The sequence below is a fragment of the Alicyclobacillus sp. SO9 genome (assembly GCF_016406125.1).
Classification (GTDB): domain Bacteria; phylum Bacillota; class Bacilli; order Alicyclobacillales; family Alicyclobacillaceae; genus SO9.
In genome coordinates, this window is sequence record NZ_CP066339.1 from 5,135,884 (window position 1) to 5,154,052 (window position 18,169).

Sequence of the window (18,169 nt, forward strand, 5' to 3'; positions counted from 1 at the left end):
ATCAACCCATATTCCAGAAACCACCGTTTGAATGGATGATTTGACCTGTTATCCATTCCGCCTCATCACTTGCAAGAAATACGATTAGCTTTGCCGCATCCCGTGGTTCTCCAATCCGCCCCATCGGAAACTTCGACAGTAGGAATTCCTTTAACTCGTCATTCATCCATCCAGAGTCCGTTGGTCCAGGATCTACGGCATTTACCGTGATGTTATGGGGTGCCAATTCTACGGCGACTGAAGTAGTAAAGACTGATATGGCACCTTTTGTAGCAACATAAGCCAGATTACCTGGCTCAGGTGTGATGTCTTGCCCAGATACCATGTTGATAATTCGCCCGCCGTGCTTTCCTTCAATCTGGCGTGCAAATTCCACAGACAGCAGCATTGTTCCCCGTACATTTACAGCGCAATGAAAATCTATCGAATCGGCAGACAGCGAACGGAAATCTTCATTCACACCGTGTGTCGCATTATTCACCAGAATGGATGGAGACCCCAGTTCTGTATGAACTTCATGAAGGAGTGTTAGATGTGAATCCTTCTCCGACAAATCGAGTTCCATCGACTCGCAACGTACACCCAAACTACGAAGTTCGATTGTAAATTGACTGGTCCAATCTTTCTCCAAAGCATATTTCATCTGTTCATCATACGTGGACCAATGCGTAAAAAAAACATCCGCTCCTTCGTTAGCTAATGCTCTGCATACCGCTGCACCGATACCATTTGTGCGGCTCACACCAGTAACGATTGCGACTTTGTTCGTTAATCTGCTCATGCGTATAGTCCCCTTTTTCGGGAACGCCAAGAGACATACCATGGGAGATGTATCCCGCCAAAAAGAAAAACGAATACCAATAAGGCATCCGCTCGGCGTGTTTATAGTACATGAACCAGCGTTCCTATAATGGTTTGATTGAACACGGGTACAAATAACCCTCTCGAATAAAGGGTTTTTGTATCCGTTCAAATTACTTTAACCATTACAGGATAATCCACATTAGGTTCATAACTCCTTTCACACATCTCCACTGTGAAAGCTACAACAGCCAAAAATGTTTGTCAATAATACTCTCCATTTGTTGCCACTGTTGCGCTATGCTGCCCGTTGATGACTTAATGATTAGTAAAGATTCAATGTATATTCATTCAAAAGCGAGTCCCATCATGATGTATGTTGGGCGTGTAGTTAGTTAACTCACAGGATTATTTAAGACAGCTAAATGAGTAAATACGCCGACAGGAAAAGACGGAACAGACGCATTGGGGTGAGTTGTCCATTCATAGAGAGTTATGTAGGTATTTCCTCGTCTGAAATAGTAGTATTTTGATGACTTGGACATATCCCACTCAAAGTATGTTTGCCCTGACTCTGTTGTTCGTTTCACCCATGGCACTCTGTGACTCTGTGGAGGAACCTTGCCGGGTGCGGTGATGATATCACTGCCATTGTAGATCCAGTTATTTGGTGAATCTCCTAACTCATAAAACCTATATTGAACACCGGGCGAGTCCCCTACTGCAAATGTGAAATTCCCATTGGAATCTGCCTGCATGATTGTTGGGTCTGGAACACCTAATCCACCCGTTATAACGTACACTTTGTGATTTTGTGCTCGGGTTCGTACGTTCCACTGAGAGATATCTTTCCAAATATGATCAAGGGTTGTATTGTTAAAATCACCGTTGTAAGGAACCTGGTCCTCAGTCCTGGATCGACTTCTGCTAACTAGGAAGGCACTTCCTCCAGCCAATATTAAAACCGCGGACAAACCAAGAACTAATCTTGTTTTGTGTAACACTGACACCCTCCCTTCGTGAATCCAATGACAAGAGTTTTGCAGTACTCCATTGGTCATTCTTCTGCACGAGAATGTATTACCGTCATTAATAACATAAGCGACGTTTTGTGATCTCGATGGAGTAACAACGTCACGACGTACCGAGCTGATTTGAGCTAGTAAACACTGCTCCTGTGTAAGCGTCAAACCACGGACACATTGCAACATCAGGCCACATCTGCCTTATTACAAGGCAGCGTTCGCTTCCTGCCCAATCCGCTACCCACTGGGGAGTTCGGCATAGCTTGCGCTCGGCTTACTGTCGTTGTGGCTGACAGACCCCATTGGGTTTACCCTGTTTCGTCAAGAATCCATCTTTGGGGTGTTTAGGTGCTCCGACTCCCGCGATAGCCCTCGGAACTGCGAATCAGCAAGGCATGAGTGCTGATTCAGGCTACGTGCCCTTTTGGCCCAAGCGTACCAGAGTGTTTCGCTTGTTCTAGGTGACGCGTGTTTATATGGGGTTCACTGGTATTCACCATGCACCTTTCAACCTAGCTCCGGCCCAAGTCACTCTCTCAGGTGCGGCTACATTGTCCCGCAGCTCCATAGAAAGGCATTACCACCAACCCATGTCGCGGTAGGTTCGCGTCCGCAGTCCTGGACGAGTGGATTTGCACCACATGATTCACGACGACTTCAAGTCGCAACATGCCATCCTAGCCTTGGCGAGATGAGGTACTCGCCAGCCACCGGAGTCGGTGGCTTCAATACATAGCGCCTCATGGCGCACTAAACATAGTTGCCCATTACGTACATAACCCATAAGCTCCAATAATGTATATTTATGTACAGGCTGCGACAAATCCTTCTTGGACATCAGCCCCCGTTAACTGATGAACGCTGTGAGTTACTCGGTTTCTGCTCGTAAATATACTGCTTTGCTGCAGATGCCTTTCCATCGATGGTACACCACACTCTTCACGGCACTGTCATTGTAACTTTTTTGACTTGTCCTGTAGTTGGATTCACCGTGTAGTATTGGTGTTTTCCGGTATTTTGTATCAAGACGTTATAGAAGTAAACCTAGTTTTGAGGACGAGCCTGTCCAGAGAGACTAGACGGTCTGGAGACAACAAACCTTGCAGAGACACTGCCTAACTGCCCCAAAATCAAGGTTTCGCCTTTCTGATAGGTTAAGTGCGGTAATGTAGCAAAGAAAAGAGCTGGTGTGATTAACATGAGAGATACGTTCGTCCAAAAAGCCGCCATGGGACGCTTTTTGGCAATCCCCCGCCACCCGCCACCCAAAGAAACGGTAACCATCAAGATGGTAGGGTACGTTTCAACTATTCCTGCGTAGTAGTGGTGATTAAGGATCCCCAAGGCTAATGCTTCCATAAACGCAAAGATAACCGATATAATTACGAGAACTGTCGTCCCTTTAATCCTGCTCCCCTCCTCCTTGCTGCAGTCTACTGCCTTATAACGTCATAATCCAAAAAATCCCTCACTGTATATTTATAGATCAATTGCGCAAGTCCTTCTCCGACATGAACCCTCGTTTGTTAAAGAAGATGTTCCATGTCTTCAGGGTGTGGCAATCTGATACGCTAATAAAAACTCCTTCATCTAGGGGCTGGGGAGTTGATATGTTGTGAGATGGCAAGAATTGACCACAATAATACTCTTCTGCATTTCTTGCGTCGTCTTAATCGCAGTATATTTCTATCTCAAGAAGAATGGGGAAGTTGGATTTTACTTACGCGAATGGAAATCTCATAAGAAAGTTTTATCACTGCTTATCCTATTGGTTGGAAGTCTCGTCGTCCAACTTGTCTGGCAAGTTATTCTTGGAATTGAAAGTCTGAGCTAACTCCAAACGCTTCTGCCCCTTTAACGCACTATATCAAGACAGCGGAGTTTTGTATAAATATTCTAATTAAATCAACAATTCCACTTGGCGTTTAATCAAGGTTATGTTATGGGCTTTTGATATATCTCCAGCTCTTTCAAGTCGATCACAAATCCTCCCGAGAGAAGAATATCAGAACCCAACAGTCCATTAATGCCCGGATGCTCGTCCAGATAAGCGAAGTCTAGATGTGCATTCAACATATGATACGAGTCAAACTGAATATGATCCATCCGCTTTCTGAGAGCAGACTCCCGACCACCGATACCAGACATGAATACAAACTCATCTTCGTTTTTTGACGAAACATCTAATAACTGAATGGCGTCCATGTCGATAATGGACTGAGCTGCTCCAGTATCTAGTACTAGATCGTGAATGGTTTCACTGATTCCTTCATGGGACACTACCAGAGATACGAATAACAATCCATTTCGATATTCTATGTTCATGGATGCTAGCCCCTTAAGTTGGGTTTGGAACGAATATGCATCACAATCTCAGGCTTGGAAGTATGGCAGATAAACTTATTACCTTTGCATTCGCGAAGTTCGTGCGATGCTTCTTTCCCATCCACTAAAGGACGAATTACAGCGACTTCTTCAACATGGACTTGTCCATCTTCAACGTAAGACTTAAGGTCTTCCATCAGTACGAACTGATTGGGGAAAATTTCACGTACCTCTGTCCACAACATCCCGCTCACCGTCCACTTTCAAGTTGTTCATATTGTACCATTTCTAATAATTTGACAGGAGGTTTACGTCGCTAAACTGCCCAATACTGACAGGTCCCAGGAAACCCTTCAATGTATATTTATGTACAGATACGACCGAATCCTGTGCCAACCAATCCTACATTTGATCAGTCAGCTTTCCTATTGTCGAGCATTGAGGTGCATAGTAGAATCCGCCAGTTAAGTTAGTTACAACAGGTTGTTCCCCGTTAGAATTAATGTACTTTCCGTTCTTCTTGAAGTAGAAGCCGTGTGCCATTTCGCTGCCCAGAAATGATGCATGATTTGTACCTACCGTGTATTGGTCAACCCAAACTTTTACCGCCTCACCAACAACAGGCTTCATCATTCCCTTGGCAGGGAGAGGATGCTTAAAGTATATGGTAACAATTGAACCACTGGGATATGGAAGCTTTGGAGTTGGCGACCTCAGCGGTCCATTAGGCGTGATGTTACTTGTTTTGAGTTTAATCGCTTGGATAGCCGTGTCGACTCCCGTGATTTTCCCTTGAAGAAGAAAATCATCCGTTCCAACGTAACGCCAGTTCGTGGACGTTGAAGGTGTCGGCTCTACGGTTACGTTTTTAACGGGGGTCTGAGATGGAGCTTGCGTTGGTTGAGTAGAATTCGCCGCACATCCTGAGAAGAATAAGGTACCTATGAGTCCAACAATCGTTGATCCAATCGATTTATTCACTGTATTCCCCCCTTCTATTGTCATAGACAGTGAGCCAAACAAAAACGTTACAGGAGGCAAACAAAGTGGGAATATCCTTCCTGCAAACGGGATGTCTCTCTCGAACATAGCTGCCCTTGTCCTACAGAACGTGGTAACTGCAGTAAGTGCATAATAATTCAGATGTCAAGAGGACAGGTCTTCAGGTTATGCCACCTATTTCTCGGTAGTGAAACCAGTAAAGGAAGAAGTCATACTAGCCTAATCTGTTTGACGGAATATCATCTGCTAAGATTATCGGTTAGCTTTTCCAACGCACCTAATAATAAAGTCTGCATTGTTTCCAACTGCTCACCGGAAGGCTTTACATCGTCCGATGACATCAAGGTTTTATCCGTCCACCAAACGGGGCCATGGACCTGGTCGCTGGCTCTGCGAGGGAACAGATGCCAATGCATATGGGAATCACCGTTACCAAGCAACTCGTAATTCAGCTTGTCTGGAACAAAGGCGTTAAAAACGGCTTCCGCCACGAGACTCATTTCAGATAAAAATTTCAATTTAAAGTCTGCATCCAAATAGTGCAACTCTGTCTCGTGTCGCTTGCACAAAAATAACGTGTAGCCATGGAATAACTGATGATCTCCAGTAACTACATAACCCGTCTCCAATCATTTACTTTTACCGAAAGTAAGACGTTCTTAGATTTTACTTACCCGTTGATAACAGAACCTGCTGGACATAGCGGTTGAGATAGACCACTTGTTTTTTTGCAAGCCAGTCTTGTAAAGCGCTCTCGGATTGACCAAGGAAATACGGGGTTACTTCATTCGGAGAAAGAAAACCCATTCCAAGGGTTCGTCCCCCATCCATCCTAAGCCCCAAATTTCCATGTACCCGCCTGGAATCCCCCAGTAGCCGTTGTCGGAACGCCTGTAAAGCAAGAGCCCAAGAGCCGGTCCTGCGCATCGAACATCGCAGCGCCACATGCTACATAATAATCTTTGTGTTACCCACCAAAGCACGAATATGTTGAATGTAATCAGGCACCTACAAGGCTCCTTTAAACAGCTTAAATCAATTATACAGTTTTCTGGAAACTAGTTGTTATTGCACTCTCCCCGAATGTCCAAGAATGGAGTCATGTGGTGCTTGAATATTCAATGCAGGACCGTATCAGCCATTTTGCTCTTTCGTTTCTCAATGTCGGAGAGCGGTCACTCTGGACGTTGTACTAGTCCCCATACGTTTTCAAACGGGTCTTTAAGCTGACATACCCAGACCTGGTCTACTCCAAAAGTTGGTCCCCGGAACTTGCTGCATCCATGAGATTCAAAATGAGCAATGGTCTTCTTAATGTCTGACACACGCCAGTATGTAACTTGTCCCGCTATGCCCGAAGAGTTCTTTTCATCGCTTGGATGCAATCCAACAGTGACATTCGCCAATCGAAAAGCACAATAACCTTCGTGGTCAAAATATGGTTCTAGTCCAAGCAACTCACCGTACCAACGCTTGGCTACTTGAACGTCAGGAACAAAAAAGAGCACTTCGTCGACTCCCCAAACACCATCCATTCAGTCCACTCCTCGTTCCTGCATTCTTCTCTCGTTATTGAAACAACCTAGAAAATTCCTCGTCGTATATTTATGTACCGGCGGGCGCAAATCCTTCTTCGATATCAGCCCCGTGAACCAAAAGGGCTACCCTGTGCTATTGACCTCGGAAAGCTCAACCATTGACTTCATGTTTATATCTCTGTGTTTCGAAACCCCGTTGATCTTCCATGAGATATCAACCGTTTGAGGGAAACTTGCCTTATTGGGAGATGCTGACTTAATGTAAAATCCAAGAGAGCTTTGGTGTGCCATTTGTGGTGAAGTTACAGTCTTACTACCACACTGGATAACCACGTCGGTTGCTGGCGAATTTCCGTTATATTGGATTTGAGCATCCATAACGAGGTTCTGTTGCTGTCTCCATAAATGCTTCGTAATAACTGTACCAGGTGCAAAGTAGACGACCCACTCAGAGGATGGTGGATGTTTTATTTGGTATGAGGCAACTTTAGCAGCAAATTTATTCAGATCAAGCTGAAATGGCAAATTGGAGTTTCCGCATGCCGAAACCATTGGTACTACTAGCATCAACACTGAGAGAATGACAGTCATTTTTCTCACAAACATGCACGGACACCTCCTTGGAAAATGATGTTGGCATCCTCAATACACTTTAGTCTAGTCGATTATTATGGTGAGATGTTATGTAGAATAAGCCCGAGCCGACCCACCCTTGATGGGGCAGTTTGGCGCTCGGACTTTTCCCCGAACCGGACTTGCGACTTTAACCGCATCCGGCTCTCCATTTGAGATATTTCACACAGTGTTACTTGTGTGCCACGCGCACCACGTTTCGATTCTCAAGTCTTAAAGACTTGAGCGATGGGAGAAAAGCGCAATCACTCCAGTACAGGAGTCCTACTTTGTCAATGCGTATGCACCTCAAACTGGAACCCTTCGCCATGTAATGGGCGTTACCCATCTCAGACTACTACGATTCCTCCGCCCCGTCACATTCACATCAACGTAGCTGTCCATCCTTATCGGACGAATGGGACGGTTCCCATGTTCACTATGTACTGTCTCGCTACCTTAGGTCGCCACTATACGCGGGGAAGATTCAGGGCGTTGCACCTCTATACTACCCTAACCACCGGCATGCCGGGTCATGATGCCAAATCCAAGGGCACCATGCTCATTCCACCCACCCGTATCATCCAACGATTTCGGGTGTTGCAGTTGACCACGCTTCTGACATGACTTTGCTTTCGCTGACCATAGCAGTTCTGCGAGGCTAGCCCCGCATCTTGGGAGGTTGGTTCCCCCTCACGGGTACATTGTTAGATGGGCTTCAAACCCTGGGTCTGCTCAAACCCAACGCATGCCATCCTAGCCTTGGCGAGATGAGGTACTCGCCAACCACCGGAGTCGGTGGCTTCAATACATAGCGCCTCATGGCGCACTAGATTTTCCTGCCCTTTAGCGCAGCAAACTGGTCTTTAGGACAGTGAATAATAATTCGCCAGCGAATTAAACATCCTGATAAATCTCCATCTTTGCAAGATTGATAATGAAGTTCCCTGCGATCAAGAGATCCAATCCGATTAGACCATCAAGATCGACATCTAGTCGTCCAAAATCAACTTGAAATCCCTCACCAATGAAGTCACCGAATTGAACCTGATCAATCCGTTTTCTGTTGGCTACATCCCGCCCACCAATTCCAAATGCGGTGATAATCTGGTCACCTACCTCGGGAACTACATCCAAAACATCCTCCACGGCATCTAGATTAACCCATGTATGTGTGCGGAGCCAGTATCAATAATTACGGATTGGAGTGTTAAGCTGTTGCCTCTGTGAGAAATGGTTAAGGGGGTTAAAAGAACGCCGTTGACGACGCTTAATTTCATCATCGGATTCCTCGAACCATCGGCTTGGTGACAACATCCATTACAATCTTCTCATTGGACGTATGGTAAATGAATTTGTTCTGTTTTGCTTCCTTGAGTGCCTGCAGAGCTTCGCTAGAATCCATGAGGGGTCGGATAACGGCTACCTCGTCAATATGAATCTTTCCGTCCTCCATGTAAGACTGCAAATCTTCAAGATACACGAATTGGTTTGGGTATAATTGACGAACCTCCGACCACAACATGTCATCATCACCGTCCACTGTTCTTGTTAACTCCATTGTACCATCTTAGTGGAATTAAATGGCTTCCTAGTGGGACATTCCTGCCCAAGAGGTCAATAACCGGGGGCAGACGACACTGAATATTCATTGAGAGATGACTTTCCCGTTGTGATACTTGCCTAAGTCCAAACATTACAGAGGTTTTCGAAGTCTGGATTGCCATTGTAACCCTAATAAGAACAGCAGTGATGGGACAGCGGAAAAGGTAACTCCTGGACCGATGTCAGTTGTAAAGAAACCTTGGACTAGGTTCAATACCCCAGCTATGCCAGCAAAAGGTGCGCTGTATGCAAAATACAGCCCAAGTGGATTGACGCCATTTGTCGGAGTGAACGTAATGAGTATGCCAATGATGAATGGAAGTATTAAAGACACGACATTCTTAACCGGTGAACCCGTGTCCTTCAAAACATACCTGCCGGTAACGACAAACAGTATCAAAGTAATGGCTAGCAATGGTACGAAAAATGCGAGTTGTGACTTTGAGTGCTGGTCAAACCTATAAATGTAGTTTGGTATTAGGTAAAGCATGTAGGTGACGACGCTAATGACAACAGTCATCAAAAATGAAATTACATTGTTTTTTACCACAACATCCCCCTATTTCATCCAATAATGGCATGACACCCACAGGGAGTCTAGCGGTTGAAATTGCTGATCGACATTGAGTTAACCTGCCCATCACTTACAGAATTCAGAAAATTACTTGTGGAATGTTTATTCATGGAACAGCAGAAAATCCGTCCTATTTAAGGCTCAATGAAACATCCATTCGGTAGTCAAAAGAATCGCTACAAATGCCAAGAAGATCAAGATAGACCCGCTGTAAAATTTCGATGTAAACCCGGACTTTTTGTCAGAAGTCTTTCCCCCCCATAGACTGGTTGCTAACAATCCCACTCCACTCATAAAGACAACGAAAAATAGTCCCATGACAAACGACCCTGTAATCCCTATGGACATGCCCACAACCGCCTTCCCCGATTAACTCAGCTCTTCTGCCAATAAGTCCCATAAGACTACTCAGCATGAACTGCATATTCATTCACAAAAGTCGCGGTGTAACTAGACGCGTGCGCTAGTTCTATCGATTATCCTTGTTTGTTTTGTTTAATTTCCAAAAGTCGTAAATCTACGACGAAACCTCCAGGACGAAGAATATCCAATCCAATAAGACCGTTGATTCCATCAATACGTCCGAAATCAAGCATGACCTCGCTAACGTGAACTCCGGCAAAGCGAATGCCATCAACACGTTTTCGAAAACTAAACTCCTCACCGCCCACGCCGTACATGCGTGATATCGGATCGGTCGGATTCGGATTGATATCAAGGAGTTCAACTGCATCGACGTGAATAATTGACCGTACCGCCCCCGTATCGATGACTACATCTTCGATGGTCTGCCTGCGCTCGTTGTATATAATTTCGATGGGTGCCACAAGTAACCCACTTCGTAGTTCCTTAATTCGCATGGTTAATTCTCAGAAGAGGATTGGGTAGAATCTCTATGACGATTTCAGGATTGACGGTATGGTAGACAAATGTGTTACCCGAGCATTGCATAAGCATTCTCTTGGCTTCCCTGCTACTGCTCAACGTCCGAATGACCGATACTTCCTCAACATGTTGTTTTCCACCCTTGATATGGGATCGTTCATTGGATACCATCACCCAGGTATTGGGATATAATTCACGGACTTTCGACCACAACATCTCTATCACCGTCCACTGTTCTTGTTCTCTTCATTGTATCATCTTGGAGGAAATAGATGACTCGTTAGCGGGGTTCCCTCTCCCAACATCGAAATTATTTTCGTTCTATCTTTACGTTTTTAGTAGAGTCGCTATGGGGTTAAACTGCCCAAGTGTTCAACATTGGTATAACGGTTAAAACGTATATGTATGCAATAAAGACAGCAGCCCTTCGTCTTTTTAACCGGTCTTTGCAACTTTCAATATCTGGCGGATAGCTCCAAGGTGATATGCTGAGTGAGACAGTGAAGCCATTACTTCATTCGCAATTGCCTGGTTCCACTCAGTAGCATCAAGTGCCGAAATTAATGCCATATATTCCGAACGCAATTGCTCTTGAACTTCCACCCAGCTGCTCTCACCAACTGAGCTTGGTTCCCAACTCTTGTCCCAGTCCATTTTTGGATAAGTACCACTGCGTATGAATTCATTGGTGCCCCACATGTGGTAACGAATGTGGTTTGCATGCCCAGCTAGTGTTGTTCCATTAACCGAAGTTGATGCTTCTCGGTGAGATGCTCCTTTTAGAGCGCCGAATATCCCGGAGTCTGGTTTATTATTCGTAAACCAAGTCTCTTGAGGATTGGTGGGACCTTCGAAACCCTCTTTGAGCATTATCATTACTGCCTCTTGTAACGCTCCACTCATCTCATATTCGCCCCTTTTGAAACGTTTTTCCAATAACAATCATTACAACCCTGTTCAAAAAACTGAAAACATCACTACTCAGTTCTTCTGCCCGTGTGTGCAACAGGCATCACCTGTCAACTCTGAATGTTTATGAAACTCACGGAGAACAACGTTTCCTCAGGATCAGCCACTGATGCGACATGAACATTGTCTGATGTCAGCGAAAATCACACAATCCTACGCACGCTTTATTTAATAAGCCCACACAACTTTGAGCCTGTTGCTATGAAGTTAAGAATTCTCATGGTAATTGGACGAAGAATTCTACGGCCACGTCGTGTTCGTAATTCTTATTGGGTCTTCTGTCTAACCAATTTCCCTTTGCTAATCTCATTGAGTACGGATGTTATCTTACCAGACGCATCACTAATCATTGTATCTTTCTCAGGCTTCCCTGAAGCACTATCGAGCTTGACTGTGTACTGAGTGGGGTTATTCGGAGCACTTGTAAACGAGATGGATGTTCCGTTTTTCATCTTAAGCTCGAGCCACTCACCGCCACCCTGTGAAATCGCCGTCTGATATGGTTTGATTGCTGTATCATTGGAAAGTCCTTTAAGCAAAGTGTTTATAAGCCTTGCTGACGTTCCTTTAGCGGGATGAATGGTAAAATTCCCAGCTGCTCCAGGACCCCATCCCTGAATAGAGATCGAATTTATATCAGTAGTCGAAATTGACAACCATGACGGTAAATCGGGGTTTTGAACAGAGTTAGGCGCTGTAAGTGTTGGGTGAGAACCGGCGGAAAATGGAAATGTCCCTGATGATGCGAGTGGCAGAGATTTAAGGATAGCGATTGCTTGTTTCTCATTAACATCTCCGCCAACTAAAACAACGTTTCCTTCGTCAAGAGTAAAGGCAAACGTTACAGCATTCTGTTTCTTCGTTATGACCCAAGCATTACTGCCATGTACCGAAACCTGCTTGGCGCCTTTTGGCATTGAAAATGGCGTTCTTAGGTATTTGGCGATCACAATGACTTTGTTCTTGTTCGAGAAGTACCAAACCTGACCTTTCGCTGTACCACCGAAAGGTAATGGACTCATTGTCGCATACTCTCCGTGGGGCAAATCAATTCCCCGAAGACTGTCACGAGTAAAGTTGGAAGGCGGAACGGAAGATGGATTCGTTATGCCAGCTATCGCCCATTTTCCGCTATTATGTAGCAAAGTAACAAGACTGTACTCTTTCGGAGATGTGTCAGGTACCGAAGCAGCGACGATGCTGTGATGCGCAAGTGAAAATGCCCACTTCATATCCTTACTCGTTGAGCTAACCATCTTTGCATTTGAAAGCTTGTATTGAAGACCTTTAGCAACGACTGTCATTGGAGCATCTGAGGAGTGAGGGTCTTCCTTAGTTATTACAGTTTTAATCGTGACTAATTTTTGAGGACTCAATTGTTGATGAGTGTCTATCTTTGTTGGCTGACTTGGGTTAATGAGATTCCGTTCAGCATAAAGTCCTCCTACAACTAGAAACAACGCTATCGCAGCCGCGGAGAATGTCCCGACACGGTTAATACGGTTCCTACGTGGTGGTGTGACTTGTCTGTTGTTATCTCGTAATTCTTCATCTAGCCTAACCCAAATTTCCACAGTCTTAGCTTCTTGCGTATTCCGGTGAATTCGGCCACCTGTTCCGATAATATGTAGGCCACTTAAACCGATAAATGTCGGCCACACATTCCAATAAGTTCGCGGCCGCTGGTTCCGGTAAATCGTAGCCGCTTGTCTATCCCCGTAACGTGGTTATCCTCTACGTATCAGAGTTTTCTACTTGTGACAAGTTACTTTTGACTTTTCGCATCGATTCTCCCTGAATTTCTATCCGGTGTGCATTGTGTACAATGCGGTCGAGTATCGCGTCAGCGAGGGTACCGTCCGTGAAATTCTGGTGCCATAACTCTAGGGGGAGTTGACTGGCAATGCAGGTGGAGTGCGTTGTCGTGCGTTCGTCTAGAATATCTAGTAGATCCCTGCTTTCCGGTGCAGACATTGGTGCAAGCCCCCAGTCGTCCAATATTAAGAGGTCGGTCTTTGAGAGCTGGCGTTGAAGTCTCCGATATGAGCCGTCACCCTTTGCCACAATGATGTCCTGAAGTAGCCTCGACACTCGATAATACCTTACGTGCAATCCCAGGCGACAAACGGCGGTGCCAAGAGCACAAGAGATAAATGTCTTACCGACGCCCGTTGGCCCGGTGATTAAAGCATTGTGGTGCAATGTAACCCACTTCCCCGTAAACAAGCTACGCAGCAAGGCATGGTCAAGGTTTCTAGCCACGTTCTGATCCATCTCCTCTGGAGTTGCTTGTACTTTTAGGTGTGCGTTCGAACAAGCCGGTTTTGGCGTTGGTTTTCGCGATGGGTCCATTCATGGTCGACTAACAGGCCAAACCGTTCCTCGAAGGAGTAGTTCTGTGAGTTCGGGTCCTCAATTTGACGCGTATACGCATCTGCCATGGCACCGAGTTTCAGTTGCCGAAGTGTTTGTATCGTGTGGTTACTGAGCAATTTATCTCTCTCCCTTGAGGGGGCGATTCGCCCCCTCTGTAGTTTGGATGAACAGAGTGACCGCTGTGGTGTGTTGGACAATTTCTTAGTTTAAAAATTTGGTTTGGAAGTAGGACGCACCTCGGATGTTGTCATGGCCCGGCGTAACTTGTTCGTCCTCCATTAGACTCAGGACAGTGTGGTCCATGCCCGTTTTGAGAATGGATTTCACACTGGCATAGGATGGAGAGTTGATGATCAGTGCACGTTCCGCCGCGCCCTCTACACGCTCGACAGGGTACTCCCGGCTCAAACTCAGGAGACCTAGACACGATCGATATCCCTGTTCCGGATGCTTGTATTTCTGCATGATTCGCTCGACCAGGATACCTGTGTTAGGACCGATACTATTTCCCCATGAAATGAGTCGGTCTGGGCTCCATTCGCCGTGTTGTTGGTGGGATTTTGGCCTGTGTAACGGGTCGGTTTGTGCCTGGCCTCTGTAGTGCAAACGCGGGTGAGAGGCCACTCGCTTGCCTTTAAGAAAGACCTCCACTGTGTTTTGGGTGAGTCGAGCTTCGACCTCTTGCCCAATGAGAGAATAGGGAACGCTGTAATAGCAGCGTCCAGCCTCGATATGGTAGTCTATATGCACCTTGCAGTGCTGCCACTTGGCGTATTCGTAAGGGAGGCTAGGCAATGGCTGAAGGGCCGGCCGGTCCGTGGCCTCAAACAGGGACTGGCGCGAGCCCTCCAGCTTTTGAAATGGTTTCTCATTAAGCTGTGCCAACAACTCTCGAATCGTCTCGTTGATCTCTGCAATACTGAAAAATCTCCGTTTGCGGAACACCGCTAATATCCAACGCTCAGCCAGTTGCACACCAAATTCCCCTTTGGCCTTGTCCTTCGGCGTATAGGGCCGTGCTGGAAGAGCCGCACAACCGTAGTGCGATACCATCTCTTGATATGAGCGATTAAGTATAGGTTCATAGCGGTCGGCTTTCCTGACACCGGCTTTGAGATTATCTGGCACGACAAGCCGCGGGACACCCCCGAAAAACTCAAACGCATGCACGTGGCCTTTGATGAATGATTCCACGTCTTGTGCAGGGTGTGCCTCAACGTAGGTGTAGTTACTTGCGCCGAGCACCGCCACGAATATTTGAGCCGTCAGAATCTCGTCGGTTTCTCGGTCGATAAAAGGAACAGTGGGACCGGCGTAGTCCACGAACATCTTTTCCCCAGCAAGGTGGATTTGGCGCATGGCTGGATTGAGTTTCTTCCTCCAGAGTCGGAAGCGCTCACAAAACTGGCTGTATTGGTAGCCGTCTGGATTTGCTTGCTTGTACTCCATCCACAATAGTTGTAATGTGACACCCTTGATTCTGAGCTCGTTGAGAACTTGCGTCCATTCGGGTTCGTCACAATTGCGCGGACGCCCTTGGGGGATTGGAAAAAGGAGAGAATCCAATTGATTCTCATCCATGTCCGTGGGTAGTGGCCACGAAATTCCGGCAGCTGCAGCTCGAGTGATGATCTTTGAGACCGTACTGCGGGAGAGTGAGACACTTGAAGAAATGGCACGCTCACTGAGTTTTGCTTGCACATGCAAGCGTAAGACTTCTTGGATTTTTCGCATTGGTGTCCTCTTTCTGGCCAATGGTGACAGCAGCCCCTCTCAGTCCAAAGATGCAGACTGATTTCTAGAGCGAATGATGTCGACCTGCCTCGGAATTTGGAACCAACGCTACGGGGAGGAGACTTTCAAACAGGTGGCCGTGATTAACCGGAATCCCTGGCTACGACTTTCCGGTTTGAGTGGCCTACGATTTACCGGATTAGGTGGCCGCGACTTTCCGGAACAACAGGCCGCCATTTACCGGATTGGGTGGCTTTTTTGCTCCGGAATACGCACTTCTGACATCTGCAGATTAGATAGGGTGTATAACTCTGGAAAATCATCGTCAACAGAGTGCTTGTTCTTAGCCATGGTGAATCACCTCCCACGCATATTCGTCATTATTTCCTTAAGCTTCAGCACTGCACGATGATCAGTCATCTTAACCTTTCCTGAAGACCATTTCAGCACTCGCGCCGTTTCTTGTATTGATACCTTTTCTATATGTCTTAGAACAAAAACCTGCCGATGCGCAGCCTTTAATTTTGTCATTGCTTCCTCAAGAACCAGACGCGTCTCTAGGTAACTCAACTTGTCGTCCATCACTTCTAGCGTGTTCTGACGAAGGAAGTTTTCTTTCCTTTGTTTCTTGCGTAACACATCATACATATAATTGCGGGCAATGCTTAGAAGCCAGGTTTTGGGACTAGAGTCCTGTCGAAATCCATTCCATGACCGAATTGCACGAATAAATACTTCTTGAACCACATCATATGCATCCTCGGAGTTACCAAGGGTATAGCGTGCAAAGCGATATAAATCATGGCGATACAAATCATACATGTCCTTTATCGCGTCGCGTTTATCAGCATCTGACTGCAACTATTCAGCCACTCCCTTGATTCACTTCTTTAATTAGACGTTTTTATGCGTGATTGGTAACAGTTGAACAGCAATATTCATAAAAATAGCCAGTGTATTTCCCCAAACACCGGCTACAAACCTATGTATACCTATATTTCCCAGGCCAAATCTTTCTAATGGAGTTTTTTACGGTTCTTGGTCATTTCTGCCCGTTAGCGACATATCTCAAACGATTTCCTCAATCGCTCTCGTAATCACATCTAATGTCTGACTGTCTCCATACTTCGGGTCGTAAGAAACGATGGTACATGCAGATATTATAAAACGCTTCTTGATTTTTCTGATTATATGTATTACATCTTCAAGAGTTAATCCGTCTTTTTCTTGATAGCTATTTGCTTTGGCTACCGAGGGGTCAAAAACATCTATGTCTAAGTGTAAATATACCTTGTGTACTTTCTTAATCAGTGACTCTAATGCAGGCGTAAGTATGTCGGCTGTTTGCTCCCGGATTTGTTTTGATTCTATTAGTGTCGTGTTTGTTTTGATGAAGTTTTCTGTTTCCTTGTCAGAAATATTACGACTACCTATATGGATGGTTTTATTTCCCTCTATTGGAGCAAAACCTTCAATGGCAGTACACATACTCCTCCAGCATAAGCCTAAACTCATGGCTAAACCCATGCCATCTAAAAAACCGCTTGTTGTTGTTTCTGGAGTATTCATGTCTGCGTGGTTGTCTAGCCAAATTATCCCTATCTCAGAACCAAGACCCGCAATAATTCCAACACAGCTATTACAATTCCCTGATAAAATAAAGGGGAATCTTTTCTGCAAAACACATTGTCTGACTCTTTCCGAAAGTAATTCGTTAAGGCGAAAAGAATTGCTGATTTCTGGAGTAAAATCCGAGTCATTCTCAATTGAATCAAAGAAGACTCGATGTCCTCGGTTTTTGATTTGTTCAACTAACCCATTTTCGACGAGGTAACTAGGTCCTCTGCCCATTCGGATATTTTTATACCCTGAATCGTATGGAACCGTTAAAATTTCTACTTCCATGGTAAGCCACCACCCCGTGTTATATATGTCGTTGTCAATCCACCTAGAAAGAGCAAGTTATTCCTGAATTATGCTACCCCTTAGCACAGTAATAATTTTAAGTCCATACTGTATATTCATGCAGTGCTACGGGGATTTCCCGAACAGGTACGGTCCTCATTCACAAAGCTCCGAGAGGGACCAGCGAGAACGTGAATCCAACGAGCACGCCAAGGAGGGTAATTCCCAGCGCCCATTCGTACAGCCTCTGTTGTTTGTTTGCAGCGGGAATCGCAAGTCCGACTCCTTGTCATCCATATCACCCCCTGGACTTCCAAGACACAACGGATATTGCTCCAGCACAATACGAAAAAACAGCCCTTTTATAGCATCTCGATGCATGAATTTTAGATACCATTTCTGTAGTTTTAGCAACTCAGTCTGCTATGAGATGGGAGGATAATCTTTACTAAATGCCTCGTTAACCACATTTCCATTTTATAGAACGAACGAATAAATATCGATATTTGAACACAAAATCTCTACCTGTACTCACTAGAGACTCGCGACAATCAATTAAGTCATACAAAAGAAACCCCAGGGCACAGGATTGTACCATGAGGTCAAAGAGTTACCAATTTATTGTCTGGTTACCAACTTTATTGTTCGTGATCACTACAAGGCACTAACCGCCTCCCCAATGACCTCCCAGGCATGCCTGGCAGCCAATTCTTGCTTGGCTGGGACGCTGTAGACTAAGTAAACGGGATCGAACAAGAAGATAAGCGGGTGAATTTTAGTTGCTTTTCATGGTGATAAACTCCAATAATAGGCGGGCG

The 18,169-nt window shown here is 45.5% G+C and carries 22 protein-coding genes; all 22 read right to left on the reverse strand.

All coding sequences use genetic code 11. The annotated features are described in order from the left end of the window. Position 1: 1 nt before the first annotated feature. Entirely contained in the window at positions 2–781 is a 780-nt protein-coding gene (locus GI364_RS23970) for an SDR family oxidoreductase (RefSeq protein WP_198851658.1), read from the reverse strand. Positions 782–1,196: 415 nt separating this feature from the next. After that, a complete protein-coding gene (locus GI364_RS23975; RefSeq protein ID WP_198851659.1) occupies positions 1,197–1,805 on the reverse strand; it encodes a hypothetical protein in 609 nt (202 codons plus the stop codon). Between the two features lie 1,065 nt (positions 1,806–2,870). Then, a complete protein-coding gene (locus tag GI364_RS23980; RefSeq protein WP_198851660.1) occupies positions 2,871–3,170 on the reverse strand; it encodes a hypothetical protein in 300 nt (99 codons plus the stop codon). A gap of 591 nt (positions 3,171–3,761) precedes the next feature. After that, entirely contained in the window at positions 3,762–4,151 is a 390-nt protein-coding gene (locus tag GI364_RS23985) for a retropepsin-like aspartic protease (RefSeq protein WP_198851661.1), read from the reverse strand. A 5-nt stretch (positions 4,152–4,156) separates the two neighbouring features. Further along, on the reverse strand, positions 4,157–4,396 hold the full coding sequence (locus GI364_RS23990; RefSeq protein ID WP_198851662.1) for a hypothetical protein: 240 nt from the start codon (positions 4,394–4,396) through the stop codon (positions 4,157–4,159). A gap of 157 nt (positions 4,397–4,553) precedes the next feature. After that, positions 4,554–5,132 carry a hypothetical protein gene (locus tag GI364_RS23995; RefSeq protein WP_198851663.1) on the reverse strand — a complete coding sequence of 193 codons (579 nt, stop codon included), beginning with the start codon at positions 5,130–5,132 and terminating at the stop codon, positions 4,554–4,556. 260 nt (positions 5,133–5,392) lie between these two features. Next, positions 5,393–5,782: an HIT family protein gene (locus tag GI364_RS24000; protein ID WP_370541817.1), complete on the reverse strand. Its 390-nt coding sequence runs from the start codon at positions 5,780–5,782 to the stop codon at positions 5,393–5,395. Positions 5,783–5,819: 37 nt separating this feature from the next. Further along, a complete protein-coding gene (locus GI364_RS24005; protein WP_198851665.1) occupies positions 5,820–5,984 on the reverse strand; it encodes a hypothetical protein in 165 nt (54 codons plus the stop codon). Between the two features lie 344 nt (positions 5,985–6,328). Further along, entirely contained in the window at positions 6,329–6,688 is a 360-nt protein-coding gene (locus GI364_RS24010) for a VOC family protein (protein ID WP_198851666.1), read from the reverse strand. A 126-nt stretch (positions 6,689–6,814) separates the two neighbouring features. Further along, the gene (locus GI364_RS24015; protein WP_198851667.1) at positions 6,815–7,297 is read right to left on the reverse strand and encodes a hypothetical protein; all 483 of its coding nucleotides are present in this window, start codon (positions 7,295–7,297) and stop codon (positions 6,815–6,817) included. A 903-nt stretch (positions 7,298–8,200) separates the two neighbouring features. Further along, on the reverse strand, positions 8,201–8,440 hold the full coding sequence (locus GI364_RS24020) for a hypothetical protein (protein WP_198851668.1): 240 nt from the start codon (positions 8,438–8,440) through the stop codon (positions 8,201–8,203). Between the two features lie 142 nt (positions 8,441–8,582). Further along, the gene (locus GI364_RS24025; protein ID WP_233095945.1) at positions 8,583–8,864 is read right to left on the reverse strand and encodes a hypothetical protein; all 282 of its coding nucleotides are present in this window, start codon (positions 8,862–8,864) and stop codon (positions 8,583–8,585) included. Positions 8,865–8,999: 135 nt separating this feature from the next. Continuing rightward, a complete protein-coding gene (locus tag GI364_RS24030) occupies positions 9,000–9,458 on the reverse strand; it encodes a hypothetical protein (RefSeq protein WP_198851669.1) in 459 nt (152 codons plus the stop codon). Between the two features lie 165 nt (positions 9,459–9,623). Then, positions 9,624–9,830 carry a hypothetical protein gene (locus GI364_RS24035; protein ID WP_198851670.1) on the reverse strand — a complete coding sequence of 69 codons (207 nt, stop codon included), beginning with the start codon at positions 9,828–9,830 and terminating at the stop codon, positions 9,624–9,626. 128 nt (positions 9,831–9,958) lie between these two features. Continuing rightward, complete coding sequence (locus tag GI364_RS24040) at positions 9,959–10,309, reverse strand: aspartyl protease family protein (RefSeq protein WP_198851671.1); 351 nt, start codon at positions 10,307–10,309, stop codon at positions 9,959–9,961. 493 nt (positions 10,310–10,802) lie between these two features. Continuing rightward, complete coding sequence (locus tag GI364_RS24045) at positions 10,803–11,309, reverse strand: hypothetical protein (protein ID WP_198851672.1); 507 nt, start codon at positions 11,307–11,309, stop codon at positions 10,803–10,805. A gap of 293 nt (positions 11,310–11,602) precedes the next feature. Then, the gene (locus GI364_RS24050) at positions 11,603–12,910 is read right to left on the reverse strand and encodes a hypothetical protein (protein ID WP_198851673.1); all 1,308 of its coding nucleotides are present in this window, start codon (positions 12,908–12,910) and stop codon (positions 11,603–11,605) included. Positions 12,911–13,070: 160 nt separating this feature from the next. Continuing rightward, positions 13,071–13,598 carry an ATP-binding protein gene (locus tag GI364_RS24055; RefSeq protein ID WP_255524532.1) on the reverse strand — a complete coding sequence of 176 codons (528 nt, stop codon included), beginning with the start codon at positions 13,596–13,598 and terminating at the stop codon, positions 13,071–13,073. Between the two features lie 35 nt (positions 13,599–13,633). After that, positions 13,634–13,828 (reverse strand): ATP-binding protein, encoded by a 195-nt coding sequence (locus GI364_RS25225; RefSeq protein WP_198851675.1) that lies wholly within the window; start codon positions 13,826–13,828, stop codon positions 13,634–13,636. Positions 13,829–13,913: 85 nt separating this feature from the next. Continuing rightward, positions 13,914–15,446, reverse strand: a complete 1,533-nt coding sequence (gene istA / locus GI364_RS24065; protein WP_370541818.1) for an IS21 family transposase — start codon at positions 15,444–15,446, stop codon at positions 13,914–13,916. Between the two features lie 357 nt (positions 15,447–15,803). Continuing rightward, entirely contained in the window at positions 15,804–16,307 is a 504-nt protein-coding gene (locus GI364_RS24070) for an RNA polymerase sigma factor (RefSeq protein ID WP_198851677.1), read from the reverse strand. Positions 16,308–16,514: 207 nt separating this feature from the next. Then, positions 16,515–17,351 (reverse strand): arginase family protein, encoded by an 837-nt coding sequence (locus GI364_RS24075; protein WP_198851678.1) that lies wholly within the window; start codon positions 17,349–17,351, stop codon positions 16,515–16,517. Positions 17,352–18,169: the final 818 nt, after the last annotated feature.

Bases quoted from the DNA above. Each gene is read 5' to 3' on its own strand.
- GI364_RS23985 (WP_198851661.1), bottom strand. From the start codon at position 4,151: ATGAACATAGAATATCGAAATGGATTGTTATTCGTATCTCTGGTAGTG.
- GI364_RS24005 (WP_198851665.1), bottom strand. From the start codon at position 5,984: ATGGATGGGGGACGAACCCTTGGAATGGGTTTTCTTTCTCCGAATGAA.
- GI364_RS23970 (WP_198851658.1), bottom strand. From the start codon at position 781: ATGAGCAGATTAACGAACAAAGTCGCAATCGTTACTGGTGTGAGCCGC.
- GI364_RS23990 (WP_198851662.1), bottom strand. From the start codon at position 4,396: ATGTTGTGGACAGAGGTACGTGAAATTTTCCCCAATCAGTTCGTACTG.
- GI364_RS24010 (WP_198851666.1), bottom strand. From the start codon at position 6,688: ATGGATGGTGTTTGGGGAGTCGACGAAGTGCTCTTTTTTGTTCCTGAC.
- istA (WP_370541818.1), bottom strand. From the start codon at position 15,446: ATGCGAAAAATCCAAGAAGTCTTACGCTTGCATGTGCAAGCAAAACTC.
- GI364_RS24015 (WP_198851667.1), bottom strand. From the start codon at position 7,297: ATGTTTGTGAGAAAAATGACTGTCATTCTCTCAGTGTTGATGCTAGTA.
- GI364_RS24025 (WP_233095945.1), bottom strand. From the start codon at position 8,864: ATGGAGTTAACAAGAACAGTGGACGGTGATGATGACATGTTGTGGTCG.
- GI364_RS24075 (WP_198851678.1), bottom strand. From the start codon at position 17,351: ATGGAAGTAGAAATTTTAACGGTTCCATACGATTCAGGGTATAAAAAT.
- GI364_RS24035 (WP_198851670.1), bottom strand. From the start codon at position 9,830: ATGTCCATAGGGATTACAGGGTCGTTTGTCATGGGACTATTTTTCGTT.